We start from the raw sequence: 14,120 nt of genomic DNA on the forward strand, positions 1-14,120 counted from the left end.
CATGTATGCGAAAACCGCGGCTCCACGGCCCCGGCTTCGCCGAGCCATCCGACGTCCGGATTGTTCGGATGTTTCACCAACAGTGTGCCAGCTTCACCGGCAGTGGCGGGAACCCTACTACCGACGATCACGCGTCGAACAGACTCGGGGTGGCTTCACCGGGGGTGTCGGGCGGTGGCACGGCACCGAGATGGTGCCAGGCGGCCACGGTGGCCACCCGGCCTCGCGGGGTCCGTGCGAGCATTCCCGCCCTGACCAGGTACGGCTCACACACCTCCTCGACCGTGGTGGGTTCCTCGCCCACGGCCACCGCCAACGTCGAGATGCCGACCGGGCCTCCGTTGAACGAACGCACCAGAGCGCCGAGCACGGCACGATCGAGGCGGTCGAGGCCGAACTCGTCGACGTCGTAAACCTCGAGCGCGGCCCGTGCGACCTCCAGGGTGACCACGCCGTCGGCCCGGACCTCGGCATAGTCGCGGACGCGGCGCAACAGGCGGTTGGCGATGCGCGGAGTTCCCCGGCAACGCCGCGCGATCTCCCGCGCCCCGTCGTCGCGCAGGTCCACGTGCAGAATGCCCGCCGAGCGCCGGATGACCTCTTCGAGCTCGGAAGGGGCGTAGAACTCCATGTGCGCGGTGAAACCGAACCGGTCCCGGAGCGGGCCGGTCAGCGAACCGGAACGTGTGGTCGCCCCCACCAGGGTGAACGGTGCGATCTCCAGCGGGATACTGGTCGCACCGGGCCCCTTGCCGACGACGACGTCGACGCGGTAGTCCTCCATCGCCAGATAGAGCATTTCCTCGGCCGGACGAGCGATGCGGTGGATCTCGTCGATGAACAGCACGTCGCCTTCGGTGAGGTTGGACAGCATTGCGGCGAGGTCACCCGGACGCTCCAGCGCGGGTCCCGAGGTCACCCGGATGGCAGCTCCCAGCTCGGCCGCGATGATCATGGCCAGGCTCGTCTTTCCCAGCCCCGGAGGCCCGGAGAACAGCACGTGGTCGGGCTGCTCGCCGCGCCCGAGCGCGCCGTGCAGGACGAGTTGCAGCTGCTCGCGGACTCTGGGCTGGCCGACGAAGTCGTCGAGCTTGCGCGGTCGCAGGCTGTTCTCGACGTCCTGCTCGGAGGACACCTGGTGCGGCGACAGCGTCACGTCCGCGCCGTCTCCCGCGCCCGTTGCGGGCGAATCGTCGTGCATCTCGTCACCAGTACCGTCGTTCGCAGCGGCACGAGCGCGGCCCCGCGACACTCACGTCCGTCATTGCGGCCCCAGCTTCGCCAGAGCCTTCCGCAGTACCGCCGAGGTGTCGGTTTCCGTCCCGTCCGCGGCCAGTACCGATTCCACGCTCTGTTCGGCCTGCTTGGCGGAGAAGCCCAGTCCGACGAGGGCATCGCACACCTCCGAGCGCAGCCGCCCGCCGCCTGCAGCACCGATCTGTCCGTTCTCCGGGACGGATCCGCCAGGCGCACCGACCTTGTCCCGCAGTTCCAGGGTCAACCGTTCGGCGCTCTTCTTGCCGATGCCGGGAACCTGGGTGAGCAAGGTCAGATTGCCATCGGCGAGCGCGTGGCGCAGTTGTTCCGGGTCCAGGACCGCGAGCGTGGCCAGCGCCAGCCTCGGCCCGACTCCGGAGGCGCTCTGCAACAGGCCGAACAGCTCCTGTGCCTCCGCCGTGGCAAAGCCGTACAGCGTCAACGAGTCCTCGCGGACCACCAGCGACGTCGCCAGGTGCGTCTCCTCGCCGCGACGCAGACCGGCCAGGGTCGCCGGCGTCGCGTACACCGCGAAGCCCACCCCGCCGACTTCGACCACGGCGTGGTCCAAGCTGACCGAGAGGACGGTGCCCCGGACCGATGCGATCATCGTGACGATCCTCCTGCTTGCCGGGCCGAGCGGGACCGCCCCGCCTCTTTCAATCGTGCACGATGGTGACGCGCCAGTTCGGCGGCCTTGGCTTCGGCCTCGGCGAGACGCCCGGCCATCGGGGAGCGCCACAGGTGGCACACCGCCAGCGCCAGGGCATCCGCGGCATCGGCGGGCCTGGGCGGGGACTCGAGTCCGAGGATCTTCGTGATCATCGCGGTGACCTGCTTCTTGTTCGCGGTGCCCGATCCGCTGATCGCCGCCTTGACCGCGCTGGGCGTGTGGAAGGCGACGGGCACGTCCCGGCGTGCCGCCGCGAGCGCGACGACGCCGGACACCTGGGCGGTCCCCATCACGGTGCGCACGTTCTGCTGACTGAAGACCCGCTCGATGGCGACGACGTCGGGCTGGTGCGTGTGCATCCACTGCTCGACCGTGTCGGCCACCGTCATCAGCCTGGCGGGCAGCTCACTGCCTGCGGGAGTACGCACGACGCCCACCGCCAGGCACGTCACCTCGTGTGCCCGGCCGCTCTCGATCACGCCGACCCCGCACCGGGTCAGCCCGGGATCGACTCCGAGTACGCGCACGCCGCCGTTCCCTCCCGCCGGAGTTCGTGAACATTCGTTCGAACCCTATCGGCCCGGCGATCACATGCCTGCATCGACACGCCTTGCGACCGGGAGCCGCCGCGCAGGCACTCTCTCCGAGAGCCTGCTCGGGATCGACTCCCGAGCAGGCAACCGGTGGTATGCGACCGACCTCAGCCGACCTCGGCCATGACGTCATCGCTCACGTCGAAGTTCGCGAAGACGTTCTGCACGTCGTCGCAATCCTCCAGCGCGTCGATGAGCTTGAACAGCTTGCGCGCCCCCTCGGCGTCCAGCGGCACGTTGACCGAGGCCAGGAAATTGGTGTCCGCCGAGTCGTACTCGATACCCTCGGCCTGCAGTGCCTTGCGCACGTCGACGAGGTTGCCCGGCTCGGACAACACCTCGTAGCTCTCGCCGAGGTCGTTGATCTCCTCGGCACCCGCATCGAGCACGGCACCGAGCACGTCCTCCTCGCTCAGCCCGTTCTTCGGCAGGATCACCACACCACGGCGGGTGAACAGGTAGGCCACCGACCCCGCGTCGGCCATGGAACCGCCGTGGCGGTTCATCGCGGTGCGTACCTCACTGCTCGCGCGGTTGCGGTTGTCGGTCAGGCACTCGATCAGCACGGCGACACCGTTCGGTGCGTACCCCTCGTACATCACCGTCTGCCAGTCGGAGCCACCGGCTTCCTCGCCGGCCCCACGCCTGCGCGCCCGTTCGATGTTGTCCTGCGGCACCGAATTCTTGCGCGCCTTCTGCATGGCGTCGTACAGAGTCGGGTTCGCTTCCGGGTCTCCCCCGCCGGTGCGCGCGGCAACCTCGACGTTTTTGATCAGCTTCGCGAAAAGCTTGCCGCGCTTGGCATCGAGGGCGGCCTTCTTGTGTTTGGTGGTGGCCCACTTGGAGTGGCCGCTCATCTCTCCTCCGTCTTTCTACGACCGCACGACTCCGCGCCACAGGTGAGTGACCTCAGCACGCGCGGACCATCTGCACGAATTGGCGGTGCACACGCTCGTCGCCGCCGACCAGTTCCGGATGGAAGGCGGTGGCGAGCACCGGCCCCTGCCGCACCGCGACGATCGTACCGACGGATGCCTCCGCCGGTGCGCCGTCCGGGTCGGGCCGGTGCGGCTCTCGCCCGCCCGGCTCCGCCGGGCCCTGCCCCACCGGTTCCACGGTGGCCAGCACCTGCACGTCCGAGCCGACCTTCTCGACCAGGGGAGCCCGAATGAACACGGCGTGCACCGGGCCGCCGTCGATCCCCTCGACGTCCAGATCGGCCTCGAACGAGTCCGCCTGCCTGCCGAAAGCGTTGCGCCGCACCACGACATCGAGCGCTGCCAGGGGCCGAACGCCGACAGCCGGAGTGGCGCTGTCGGCACCGCCCCGGCCCCGGTGGTCGTCGAGAACCCGACTGCCCAGCAGCACCATACCCGCGCACGATCCGTATGCGGGCATCCCGGCCGCCAGGCGCCGGCGGACCGGTTCGAAGAGTTCGAAACCGTCGAGCAGGCGTGTCATTGTCGTGGACTCGCCACCGGGCAGGACGAGACCGTGCACGCCGGCGAGTTCCTCCGGGCGGCGGACGGGTCTGGGCACCGCACCACCGCGCTCCAACGCCGCCAGGTGCTCGGCCACACCTCCCTGCAGAGCGAGCACACCGATTACCGGTCGAGTCGTGGTCACACCACCATTGTCCCGGATCCACCCGACTCGACGGTGCACGGTGGGTTCATCCCGGCAGGAGGAGGCGCAGGCACCCGGTGGTCGCAGCCGCCGCGAGCACGACGACGACGAAGGGAGCTCGACACCATGCCAGCACGCCGCCGACGGCAACTCCGGACACGCGCGCCCATCCTGCGAAATCACCGGACTCGATCAGGGCACTGGTCACCACGAAAGCACCGAGCAAGGTGATCGCGGCGATCGACAGCAGTCGCTCCCACCGCTCGGACAACCGCACCCGACCCCGCAACAGCGGCCCGGCCGCTCGTAGTGCGTAGGTGCCGGCCGCCAGCATCAACACCACACCGAGGGTCACGAATTCCCCCTCCCCGAGGTCTCCGCCGGCTGCACGGTCGTCGGCTCCCCGGTCTTCGATGTCCCGGCTTTCGATGTCCGTTTCGGTGTCGGCAGGGCGGCGGCCACGCCGAGCAGAGCGGCCATCACGGGCAGCCCTTCCGGCAGTACCGGCGTGGCCACCACCGCGATGACCGCGCCGATCACGACGGCGCGCAGGGTCGGACGGTCCCGCAGCGAGGGCATCACCAGTGCCAGCAGCGCGGCGGGCAGGGCCGCGTCGAGCCCGAAAGTGGCCGGATCGCCGATCTGCCCGCCGAGCAACCCGCCGAGAAGAATCGAGGGAGCCCAGACGCCGTACACGGTGAGCCCGGCGATCCAGTAGGCACGTCTCCTGCGCTGCGGCTCCTGCTCGGCCAGCGCGAACGCGACCGCCTCGTCGACCATGATGTGGCTGCCGAACAGCCGGGCGAGCCGGCTGCGCCCCAGCACGTCGCCGACCGCCAGACCGAACGGGAAGTGTCGGGCGTTGAGCATCAGGCCACCCACGACCGCAGTGACCGGTGCCGCACCCGCGGAGATCAGGCCGACCGCCATGAATTCGGAACCGCCCGCGAACACCAGCAGCCCCATGAGAGTCACCAGCCACAGCGGAACTCCCTTGCCCACCGCGATGGCGCCGAGCGAACAGCCGACGACGGCCAGCGCCGTTCCCATCGACAGCACTTTCCCCAGGAAAGCACCGTCCAAGCCCCCATGTGTTCGGTTTGACGAACCCATGGTTCACTATTCTGAACAGCACAGGATCGTTCGTCAAGTCGAACGAATTGATCGCTAAACCGAACGATGGTCGAGCAGTGATGAGCGAAGCCGACGCGGATCCCGGCAGATCCGCCCCGCTGGACATCATCGCCGAGTCGCTACGCCGGGAGCGCGACCGCGCCGGGGTGTCCCTGTCCGAACTGGCCAAACGAGCCGGGGTGGCCAAGTCGACCCTGTCCCAGCTCGAGGCCGGCAGCGGCAACCCCAGTATCGAGACCCTGTGGGCGCTGGGAGTGGCACTCGGCGTTCCCTTCAGCAGGCTCGTCGATCCACCCACGCCCCAGGTGCGGGTCATCCGCTCCGGTCAGGCGTCTCTGGTCCGGTCGGAGCAGTCCCCGTTCGCCGCAGCGTTGCTTTCGGCATGCCCCTCGGGCGCGCGGCGGGATCTGCACCTGCTGACGCTGGAACCCGGAGGCGTCCGGCATGCCACGGCACACCTTCCCGGGACCGTCGAGCACACGATCGTCACCGCGGGAAGGATGCGCACCGGTCCGGAGGAGAACCCCGTCGAACTCGGCCCGGGCGACTACGTCTCCTTCTCCGGCAACGTGCCGCACCTGTACGAGGCGCTGGAGCCCGGCACCACGGCCGTCCTGGTCATGGAGCACGCCTGAGCCCGCTCGGACTTCATTCCTGCCGGATCGAACGGCCACCAGGCGAAGGGCGAACTCCGCTCGGCGAACTGACCGACGACCCGACCGCGCGATTCCCGAGCCGAGCAGCGGGCGCCCGGACGAACATGTCGCCCGCGAACGCCCGCTCGCATCACCGGCCGCGCTGAATCACCATCCGCGTTGGGCGTAGTGCTGCCCCTCCGGCAGATCCTCGACGTTGATCCCGACCATGGCCTCACCGAGTCCGCGCGAGACCTTGGCGACCACGTCCGGGTCGTCGTAGAAGGTGGTGGCCTTGACGATGGCCTCGGCACGGCGCGCCGGGTCGCCGGACTTGAAGATCCCGGACCCCACGAACACGCCCTCGGCTCCGAGCCTGCGCATCATCGCCGCATCGGCCGGGGTGGCGATACCGCCGGCGGTGAACAGCACGACCGGCAGCTTGCCCGTTTCGGCAACCTCCCGCACGAGCTCCACCGGCACCCGGTGCTCCTTGGCCGCCGCATACAACTCGTCGCTTTCCAGCACCGACAACTGCCGCATCTCCGCGCGGATCCGGCGCATGTGCCGGGTGGCCTCGACGACGTTACCGGTGCCCGCCTCACCCTTGGAGCGGATCATGGCCGCACCTTCGGAGATGCGCCGCAGCGCCTCACCGAGATTGGTGGCGCCGCACACGAACGGCACGGTGAACGGCCACTTGTCGATGTGGTTGGCCTCGTCGGCGGGCGTGAGCACCTCGGACTCGTCGATGTAGTCGACACCGACCGACTGCAGCACCTGGGCCTCGACGAAATGCCCGATGCGGGCCTTGGCCATCACCGGGATCGACACGGACTCCACGATGCGCTCGATCATGTCCGGATCCGACATGCGCGCCACACCACCCTGTGACCGGATGTCGGCGGGCACCCGCTCCAGAGCCATCACGGCCACAGCGCCGGCTTCTTCGGCGATCGCGGCCTGCTGCGGAGTCACCACATCCATGATCACTCCGCCCTTGAGCATCTCGGCCATGCCGCGTTTCACCCCATCGGTGCCGGTCACAGCGCCGCGGGCGGTGTTGTTGGCTGGGGTGGGGCCGGTAGTCACGTTCGACCTTTCCTCTCCGTCATCGGTAGCCGGTCACTGGCGACGCAGTCACCGGTAGCGCACTGGTGGCGCAGTCATCGAGATCGCGGGCATCGGCGCTGCCGAGCAGAGCAGCGCATCTCTGCCGCATGACCAGCTTACGAGCGAAGTGGCCCTTTCCCACGGTCCACTGCGGGGGTTTTCGAGTAGGCCACTTGGGCATCGAGCACGGTCCGCACCGGCCTCACCGGGAACACTTGCCCACTTCCGGCGAGGAACGCTCTTGCACGACTCGCCCGAGCGGTGTGTGATCGGTGGCACAATCCTGGTGGACAGCGGGACCGGGTCGGGGGCACTCATGGGCAGCAAGCACAGCAGCAACGGCGGCGGAAACCACGCGGCACCGGCTCCCGCGGACCCGACCGCCATTCGCAATGTCGCACTCGTCGGCCCTTCCGCTTCGGGCAAGACCACCCTGGTCGAAGCACTGCTTGCGGCCACGGCGACAACCGGCAGGCGTGGCTCGGTCACCGAGGGCACCACGGTCTGCGACCACGAGCCCGCGGCGATCGAGCAACAGCGGTCGGTCTGCATCGGGGTGGCGCCGCTGCAGCACGACACCACCAAGATCAACCTGATCGACACCCCCGGATATGCCGACTTCATCGGTGAGGTCCGGGCCGGGCTGCGCGCGGCGGATGCGGCCCTGTTCGTCATCGCCGCCGCCGAGGGCATCGATGCCGCCACGCGAACCCTCTGGCACGAGTGCGCACGCGTGGCCATGCCCCGGGCCGTGGTGCTCTCCCGTCTCGATCAACCCCGTGCGGATGTCGATGCCGCGATCGCGGCGTGCCAGGAGGCCTTCGGAGCGGGCGTCCTGCCGCTGTATCTGCCACACGAGGGCGGCACTTCCCGTGCGGACGGTGGGGCGCAGGGCCTGCTCGGAGTGCTGACCGGCAGCGCCGAGGACGCTCCCGCGGACACGAGTGCCGCCGCGGACGGGGAACGCATGCGGGAGCGGCTCGACACGGCCCGCGACGAACTCATCGAGGGCATCATCGCCGAGAGCGAGGACGAGACCCTGATGGACAGCTACCTCGCGGGCGAGGTGATCGAGGAGGACACGCTCATCCGGGACCTGGAGTCGGCCGTGGCCCGCGGTGGTCTGCATCCGGTCCTGTCGGTGTGTTCCGAGACGGGGCTCGGCCTGAGTGCCCTCCTGGACGGGATCGTCCGCGGATTTCCCTCGCCGCTGGAGCACGCACCGGTGGAGTTCACCGACCCGCAGGGCCGGAATCCGCGAATCCTGCCGCCCGATCCCACAGGTACGCTCGCCGCCGAGGTGGTGCACACCTCGGTCGATTCCTATGTCGGGCGTGTCTCGCTGCTGCGGGTCTTCTCCGGCACGATGCTGCCGGAACGGCCGGTGCACGTGTCCGGGCACGGCATGGCCGAGCGGGGCCACCCCGATCACGACGAGAACGAGCGCGTCGCCCACCTCTACTCCCCGCTGGGGGCGAACCTGCGTGACGTACCGCGCTGTGTCGCGGGCGACGTGTGCGCGGTGACCAAGCTCGCCTCGGCCGAGACCGGCGACACCGTCTCCGATCCGGCCGACCCGCTGCTGCTGGCGCCGTGGCCGATGCCGGAGCCACTGCTGCCGATCGCGGTCGTCGCCCGCACCCGCAGCGATGACGACGCGCTGGCCCGCAACCTGAACCGGCTCATCGCCACCGATCCCGCGCTGCGGCTGGACCGGGCCACCGAGACACATCAGACGGTGCTGTGGTGCATGGGCGAGGCACACGCCGATGTGGTCCTGCAGCGCCTGCGCGAGGGAGGTGCCGAGGTCGGTACCGAACCGGTGCGGGTACCGCTGCGTCAGACCTTTGCCGGCCCGGCCCGGGGTCACGGCCGCCACGTCAAGCAGTCCGGTGGGCACGGTCAGTACGCCGTATGCGATATCGAGGTGGAGCCGTTGCCCCGGGGTTCGGGGGTGGAATTCGCCGACCGGATCGTCGGCGGGGCGATTCCTCGCCCGTTCGTCTCCAGCGTGGAAAAGGGTGTGCGGCAGCAACTCGACAAGGGCCTGGACGCCGGATGCCCCATCGCGGACGTGCGGGTGACGCTGGTGGACGGCAAGACGCACAGCGTCGACTCCTCCGACGCGGCCTTCCAGACGGCCGGGGCGCTGGCTCTGAAAGCAGCCGCCGAGCAGGCGGGCCTGGTCACTTTGGAGCCGGTGGACGAGGTGGCCGTACACATCCCGGACGAACATCTCGGGGCGGTGCTGGGCGATCTGTCCAGCCGCCGCGGCAAAGTCGTCGGCACCGAGCCGGAGGATGTCGGCTGGACCGTTGTGCGCGCGCACGTGCCCGCCGGCGAACTCGCCCGCTACGCGGTCAATGTGCGCTCGCTCAGCTCGGGCAGCGCCAGCTTCACCCGCGCCTTCAACCACTACGACCCGATGCCCGGCTGAGCGGACTCGCGAAAGCTGCCCGATCCGGGAAGTCGACGAGGTGACCCGTCGAAAGCCCAGTCGCTCCCGACCGACAGTGTGGCTTGCCTAGCCGTACAGGCCACGACGCTCGACTTCGGCCATCAGGGCATACTGCTCCGCCAAAGCCCGGCGCACCACCGCCTCGCACTCGCGGACTTCCGCGAGAAGCTCGTCGTCCGAGCAGGCTGCCGGTGTCCGCACACTCGACATTTCGGCGGGGTCCGACTCGCAGGGATCCGTCCGGAGAAGAGCCAACTCTGGTTTCATGTCTTTCATTCTCGACACTCGAACACCAGTTCGCCATGACACGATCAGGTGTTCCTGTCCGCCGACGCATCCCTGGACCGGCAGGCCACAGTCACAGCTTGTGGATGTGGAGAGGCCCCGAGAGTGTCGTCTCTCCGGCTCACCCCGGTGTGCGGCTCGCGAGCTGGACGGCACGCAGGCGCTGGCCGATGGTGAGGATCGAGAGCACCACCAACGCCCACACGGCGATATCGAGCACGTAAGGCACGCCCAGGCCGTGCAGGCCCACCCCCGTGAGCACGAGGACGAACCGTTGCGCACGCTCGGCCATCCCCCCGTCGGCGCGGAGACCGTGCGCCTCGGCCCGAGCCTTCACATAGGAGATCACCTGGGCGCTCACCAGGCAGATCAGCAGGCCCAGCCCCCGCACGGGGTGGTCGGCAACCACCAGGGCCCACCACATCAACGAACCGAACAGGACACCGTCGGCGATACGGTCACAACTGGCGTCGAGGACCGCGCCGAACTCGCTGGCCTTTCCGCCCGCCCGAGCCATGGCCCCGTCGAGCAGGTCGAACAGCAGAAAGAACGTGACCACCACGGTGCCGACGAACAGACACCCTCGGGGAAAGAACCACAGCGCCGTGGCGACACTGGCCACCGTTCCGACCACCGTCACGGCGTTCGGGGACAGCCCACGCCGTACCAACCACGCACCGATCGGATCGCTGACCCGCGAAAAAGCAGTTCGTGCGAAAACGTTGAGCATCGTGCGAAGCGCCCGTCACCCGTACACCGTCTGTGCTGTAACACCGTCCGTACCCGTGGCAGCAGCCTAGCCGCCGGAGATCACAGCCCCGGATGCGGTCCTGCGAACCATGTTCACGTGCTCGCGCGCACACCTCCTGCAGTGGCCTTCGGCACAGCGGGAGCAACAGCGGGAATGGTTGAAATTTCAACGTGGTTCTCCCCGCCGGAAAGACATCGATCCGCAAGGAGGTCCCTGATGACCGCTACCACCCAGATTCCCGATTACGTCACCGGAACGTGGGACATCGACGCAGTACACTCCGAGCTCGCGTTCACACTGCGCCACATGGGGGTCGGCAAGTCGCGGGGCCGCTTCGACAAGTTCGAGGGTCAGATCGTCACCGCCGAGAACCCGCTGGAGTCCTCGGTGACCGCGACCATCGACGCCGCCTCGATCAACACCGGCCAGAGCGACCGTGATGCCCACGTGCGCAACGCCGACTTCCTCGACGTCGACAACCACCCGACGCTGACGTTCCGCTCCACCGCCATCCGCCCCGACGGCGACGACTGGATCATCGACGGTGAGTTGACTCTGCACGGAGTGACCAAGCCGGTCTCCCTGGCCACCGAACTCGGTGGCTTCACCGACGACGGCCAGGGCGGCAAGCTGCTCGGCCTCTCGGCAAGCACGACCATCAAGCGCACCGACTTCGGCGTCGGCCCCGAGGGCGGTGCCATGCTCGGCGAGAAGGTCACGATCACACTCGACATCGAGGCCACGCTGCGCGGCTGACCGCGCCGGACGAGCGAGCGCCCCGGCTGCTTTGCGGAACTCCACCGAAAGCAGCCGGGGCGTTTGCTGTTTCCGAGGCTATTCCAGTCGTTGCCACGCGTCGGCGAGCAGCCGGCGAGTGTCACCCAGCAACTGCGGCAGCACCCGGGTGTGGCCGATCACCGGCATGAAGTTCGAGTCGCCGCCCCAGCGCGGAACCACATGCTGGTGCAGGTGTGCGGCGATGCCGGCACCGGCGACCGGCCCCTGGTTGAGGCCGATGTTGAATCCGTGCGGCGCCGAGACGCTCCGGATCACGCGCATGGCCCGCTGCGTGAACTCGGCCACCGCAACGGTTTCCGGTGCCGTCAGATCGGTGTAGTCGGCCACGTGGCGATACGGCAGCACCATGAGATGGCCGGGGTTGTACGGGTACAGGTTGAGCACCGCGAAAACCTGCTCGTCGCGGGCCACGATGAGCGTCTCGTCGTCGGACTGCTGCCCTTCGAGCAGGCGGCAGAAGGGGCAGCCGTCGCTGTTTTCCCCTTCCGGCTTGTTCTCACCCTGGATGTAGGACATGCGGTGCGGTGTCCACAGGCGCTGCAACGCATCGGGAACGCCGATGCCCTGCTGCTCGGAGAGCTCGCCACCACCCGCGGCCGGAATGTCCGCCCCGGGGGCCGCTTGCTGCGCACTGTCCGAAAGCGTCTCTCCCGAATCGGGTCCCGAGTCGTACCGATCCGTCACGCCAGCTCCGCCTCGAAGGTCTCCGCCGTCGGCGAGGCGTTTTCCCGGCGGCCGACCCATCGGGTCAGCGCCTCCACCGCGCGGTCGGTCGCCACGCCGTTGATCTGCGTGCCGTCCCGGAACCGGAACGACACCGCACCGGCCTCGACGTCCTTACCGCCGGCCAGCAACAGGAACGGCACCTTCTGCGTGGTGTGGTTGCGGATCTTCTTCTGCATCCGGTCGTCGCTGCTGTCGACCTCGACGCGCACGCCTTTCGCCCGCAACGCCCGGGCCACCTGCTGCAGGTGCTCGTCGTGCTCGTCGGCGATCGGGATCCCCACGGCCTGCACCGGCGCCAGCCAGGCCGGGAAGGCACCTGCGTAGTGCTCGGTGAGCACGCCGAAGAACCGCTCGATGGAGCCGAACAGCGCGCGGTGGATCATCACCGGCTGCTGCTTGGACCCGTCGGAGGCGGTGTACTCCAGCCCGAACCGCTTCGGCTGGTTGAAGTCGAGCTGGATGGTGGACATCTGCCACGACCGCCCGAGCGCGTCCTTGGCCTGCACGGAGATCTTCGGCCCGTAGTACGCCGCGCCGCCGGGGTCGGGCACCAGCTCGAGCCCGGAGTCCTCCGCAGCCCGGCGCAGCGTCTCGGTCGCGTCCTCCCACTCCTGCTCCTCGCCGATGAACTTCGGCGAGTCGTCCCGCGTGGACAGCTCGAGGTAGAAGTCGCTCAGTCCGTAGTCGGCCAGCAGGTCGAGCACGAACCACAGCAGCGACCGCAGCTCGCCCGGCATCTGCTCCTTGGTGCAGTAGATGTGCGAGTCGTCCATGGACAACCCGCGGACCCTGGTGAGCCCGTGCACCACACCGGACTTCTCGTACCGGTACACGGTGCCGAACTCGAACAACCGCAACGGCAGCTCACGATAGGACCTGCCGCGCGACCGGAAGATCAGGTTGTGCATCGGGCAGTTCATGGCCTTGAGGTAGTAGTCCTCACCCTCGAAGGCCAACGGCGGGAACATCGTGTCCGCGTAGTAAGGCAGGTGACCGGAGGTCTCGAACAGCCCGCCCTTGGTGATGTGCGGCGAGTTGACGAACTCGTAGCCGGCTTCCGCGTGCCTGCGCCGCGAGTAATCCTCCAGCTCACGACGGATGACACCGCCCTTGGGGTGGAACACCGGCAGTCCGGAGCCGATCTCCTCGGGGAAGGAGAACAGGTCCAGCTCGGCCCCGATGCGGCGGTGGTCGCGGCGCTCGGCCTCGGCCAGCCACTCCAGGTGTGCGTCGAGCTGCTCCTTCGACTCCCATGCCGTGCCGTAGATGCGCTGCAGCTGCCGGTTGTTCTGGTCACCGCGCCAGTAGGCGGCGGCGGTGCGCATCAGCTTGAACGCGGGGATGAAGCGGGTGTGCGGCACGTGCGGGCCGCGGCACAGGTCGCCCCAGACGGTCTCGCCGTGGCGGTCGATGTTGTCGTAGACGGTCAGCTCGCCCTCGCCGACCTCCATGACCTCGCTGGTGTCGACCTCCTCGGAACCGGACTTGAGGCTGACCAGCTCCAGCTTGTACGGCTCGTCGGCCAGCTCGGCCCGGGCCTCCTCGACGGAGCCGAGCCTGCGGCGGGAGAACTTCTGGCCGGATTTGAGAATCTGCTTCATGCGCTTCTCGAGCGCCTGCAGGTCCTCGGGTGTGAACGGCCGTGCCACGTCGAAGTCGTAGTAGAAGCCATCGGTGACGGGCGGGCCGATACCCAGCTTGGCGTCGGTGAACAGGTCCTGCACCGCCTGTGCGAGCACGTGCGCGGCCGAGTGCCGAATCACACTGCGACCTTCCTCGGAGTGGGCGGGAACGGCCTTCACCTCGACCTCGGAATCCGGTGCCCAGGAAAGGTCACGCAACGCACCATCGGCGTCGCGAACCACGACGACGGCCCCCTCGCCCTGGGACGGCAACCCGGCCTCGCGGACGGCGTCGCCGGCCGTAGTGCCTGCCGGGACCTTCACCCGGAAGGCTTGCTGGGCTTCGGGCGGCGATACGGACACGGTCACTCCTCGACGAAACTGATCTGGGCTTGATGCCTGCACTGATGCCTGCGTGGACATGCTCTCGTCCCCGATGTTATCGGGAC

Annotated in this window: 15 protein-coding genes; 3 read left to right on the forward strand and 12 right to left on the reverse strand. The window is 68.6% G+C overall.

Going from position 1 to position 14,120, the window contains the following annotated elements:
* Window positions 1–127: 127 nt before the first annotated feature.
* The 7 genes from ruvB to DFQ14_RS09900 form a co-directional block, all read right to left on the reverse strand.
* Window positions 128–1,201, reverse strand: coding sequence for a Holliday junction branch migration DNA helicase RuvB (gene ruvB, locus DFQ14_RS09870; protein WP_114452923.1), 1,074 nt, complete (start codon window positions 1,199–1,201; stop codon window positions 128–130).
* A gap of 60 nt (window positions 1,202–1,261) precedes the next feature.
* On the reverse strand, window positions 1,262–1,867 hold the full coding sequence (ruvA, locus tag DFQ14_RS09875) for a Holliday junction branch migration protein RuvA (RefSeq protein WP_114452924.1): 606 nt from the start codon (window positions 1,865–1,867) through the stop codon (window positions 1,262–1,264).
* Window positions 1,864–2,457 (reverse strand): crossover junction endodeoxyribonuclease RuvC, encoded by a 594-nt coding sequence (gene ruvC, locus DFQ14_RS09880; protein ID WP_114452925.1) that lies wholly within the window; start codon window positions 2,455–2,457, stop codon window positions 1,864–1,866. The genes ruvA and ruvC overlap by 4 nt, the downstream gene beginning before the upstream one ends.
* A gap of 173 nt (window positions 2,458–2,630) precedes the next feature.
* Window positions 2,631–3,380 carry a YebC/PmpR family DNA-binding transcriptional regulator gene (locus DFQ14_RS09885; RefSeq protein WP_114452926.1) on the reverse strand — a complete coding sequence of 250 codons (750 nt, stop codon included), beginning with the start codon at window positions 3,378–3,380 and terminating at the stop codon, window positions 2,631–2,633.
* A gap of 52 nt (window positions 3,381–3,432) precedes the next feature.
* A complete protein-coding gene (gene pdxT, locus DFQ14_RS09890) occupies window positions 3,433–4,149 on the reverse strand; it encodes a pyridoxal 5'-phosphate synthase glutaminase subunit PdxT (protein WP_114453090.1) in 717 nt (238 codons plus the stop codon).
* Between the two features lie 46 nt (window positions 4,150–4,195).
* The gene (locus DFQ14_RS09895; protein ID WP_114452927.1) at window positions 4,196–4,504 is read right to left on the reverse strand and encodes an AzlD domain-containing protein; all 309 of its coding nucleotides are present in this window, start codon (window positions 4,502–4,504) and stop codon (window positions 4,196–4,198) included.
* Window positions 4,501–5,199: an AzlC family ABC transporter permease gene (locus DFQ14_RS09900; RefSeq protein ID WP_257233626.1), complete on the reverse strand. Its 699-nt coding sequence runs from the start codon at window positions 5,197–5,199 to the stop codon at window positions 4,501–4,503. Before DFQ14_RS09900 ends, DFQ14_RS09895 begins: the two co-directional genes overlap by 4 nt.
* Before the next feature lie 143 nt (window positions 5,200–5,342).
* On the opposite strand from DFQ14_RS09900, the gene DFQ14_RS09905 reads away from it, so the two are divergent.
* The gene (locus DFQ14_RS09905; RefSeq protein ID WP_114452928.1) at window positions 5,343–5,918 is read left to right on the forward strand and encodes a helix-turn-helix domain-containing protein; all 576 of its coding nucleotides are present in this window, start codon (window positions 5,343–5,345) and stop codon (window positions 5,916–5,918) included.
* Between the two features lie 168 nt (window positions 5,919–6,086).
* Here the strand turns inward: DFQ14_RS09905 and pdxS are convergent, their stop codons facing one another.
* On the reverse strand, window positions 6,087–7,010 hold the full coding sequence (gene pdxS, locus DFQ14_RS09910) for a pyridoxal 5'-phosphate synthase lyase subunit PdxS (protein WP_114452929.1): 924 nt from the start codon (window positions 7,008–7,010) through the stop codon (window positions 6,087–6,089).
* A 337-nt stretch (window positions 7,011–7,347) separates the two neighbouring features.
* On the opposite strand from pdxS, the gene DFQ14_RS09915 reads away from it, so the two are divergent.
* Window positions 7,348–9,468: an elongation factor G-like protein EF-G2 gene (locus tag DFQ14_RS09915; protein ID WP_114453092.1), complete on the forward strand. Its 2,121-nt coding sequence runs from the start codon at window positions 7,348–7,350 to the stop codon at window positions 9,466–9,468.
* Window positions 9,469–9,555: 87 nt separating this feature from the next.
* Here the strand turns inward: DFQ14_RS09915 and DFQ14_RS09920 are convergent, their stop codons facing one another.
* Together DFQ14_RS09920 and pgsA are read right to left on the reverse strand one after the other, a co-directional pair.
* Entirely contained in the window at window positions 9,556–9,756 is a 201-nt protein-coding gene (locus DFQ14_RS09920) for a hypothetical protein (RefSeq protein WP_141921325.1), read from the reverse strand.
* A 139-nt stretch (window positions 9,757–9,895) separates the two neighbouring features.
* Window positions 9,896–10,504, reverse strand: coding sequence for a phosphatidylinositol phosphate synthase (gene pgsA / locus DFQ14_RS09925; RefSeq protein WP_114452931.1), 609 nt, complete (start codon window positions 10,502–10,504; stop codon window positions 9,896–9,898).
* Window positions 10,505–10,741: 237 nt separating this feature from the next.
* Here pgsA and DFQ14_RS09930 point away from each other — a divergent pair, with 237 nt between their 5' ends.
* Complete coding sequence (locus DFQ14_RS09930; protein ID WP_114452932.1) at window positions 10,742–11,281, forward strand: YceI family protein; 540 nt, start codon at window positions 10,742–10,744, stop codon at window positions 11,279–11,281.
* Window positions 11,282–11,359: 78 nt separating this feature from the next.
* Here the strand turns inward: DFQ14_RS09930 and DFQ14_RS09935 are convergent, their stop codons facing one another.
* Window positions 11,360–11,926, reverse strand: a complete 567-nt coding sequence (locus DFQ14_RS09935; protein WP_114453093.1) for an HIT family protein — start codon at window positions 11,924–11,926, stop codon at window positions 11,360–11,362.
* A 77-nt stretch (window positions 11,927–12,003) separates the two neighbouring features.
* Window positions 12,004–14,034 carry a threonine--tRNA ligase gene (thrS, locus tag DFQ14_RS09940; RefSeq protein WP_114452933.1) on the reverse strand — a complete coding sequence of 677 codons (2,031 nt, stop codon included), beginning with the start codon at window positions 14,032–14,034 and terminating at the stop codon, window positions 12,004–12,006.
* Between the last annotated feature and the right edge of the window lie 86 nt (window positions 14,035–14,120).

It is taken from the genome of Halopolyspora algeriensis (genome assembly GCF_003337235.1).
GTDB classification, from domain to species: domain Bacteria; phylum Actinomycetota; class Actinomycetes; order Mycobacteriales; family Pseudonocardiaceae; genus Haloactinomyces; species Haloactinomyces algeriensis.

What these genes read in the sequence shown, in the direction of transcription:
- ruvB (WP_114452923.1), bottom strand. Translation starts at nt 1,201, where the DNA reads ATGCACGACGATTCGCCCGCAACGGGCGCGGGAGACGGCGCGGACGTG.
- ruvA (WP_114452924.1), bottom strand. Translation starts at nt 1,867, where the DNA reads ATGATCGCATCGGTCCGGGGCACCGTCCTCTCGGTCAGCTTGGACCAC.
- DFQ14_RS09885 (WP_114452926.1), bottom strand. Translation starts at nt 3,380, where the DNA reads ATGAGCGGCCACTCCAAGTGGGCCACCACCAAACACAAGAAGGCCGCC.
- DFQ14_RS09900 (WP_257233626.1), bottom strand. Translation starts at nt 5,199, where the DNA reads ATGGGAACGGCGCTGGCCGTCGTCGGCTGTTCGCTCGGCGCCATCGCG.
- DFQ14_RS09905 (WP_114452928.1), top strand. Translation starts at nt 5,343, where the DNA reads ATGAGCGAAGCCGACGCGGATCCCGGCAGATCCGCCCCGCTGGACATC.
- DFQ14_RS09915 (WP_114453092.1), top strand. Translation starts at nt 7,348, where the DNA reads ATGGGCAGCAAGCACAGCAGCAACGGCGGCGGAAACCACGCGGCACCG.
- DFQ14_RS09920 (WP_141921325.1), bottom strand. Translation starts at nt 9,756, where the DNA reads ATGAAACCAGAGTTGGCTCTTCTCCGGACGGATCCCTGCGAGTCGGAC.
- pgsA (WP_114452931.1), bottom strand. Translation starts at nt 10,504, where the DNA reads ATGCTCAACGTTTTCGCACGAACTGCTTTTTCGCGGGTCAGCGATCCG.
- DFQ14_RS09930 (WP_114452932.1), top strand. Translation starts at nt 10,742, where the DNA reads ATGACCGCTACCACCCAGATTCCCGATTACGTCACCGGAACGTGGGAC.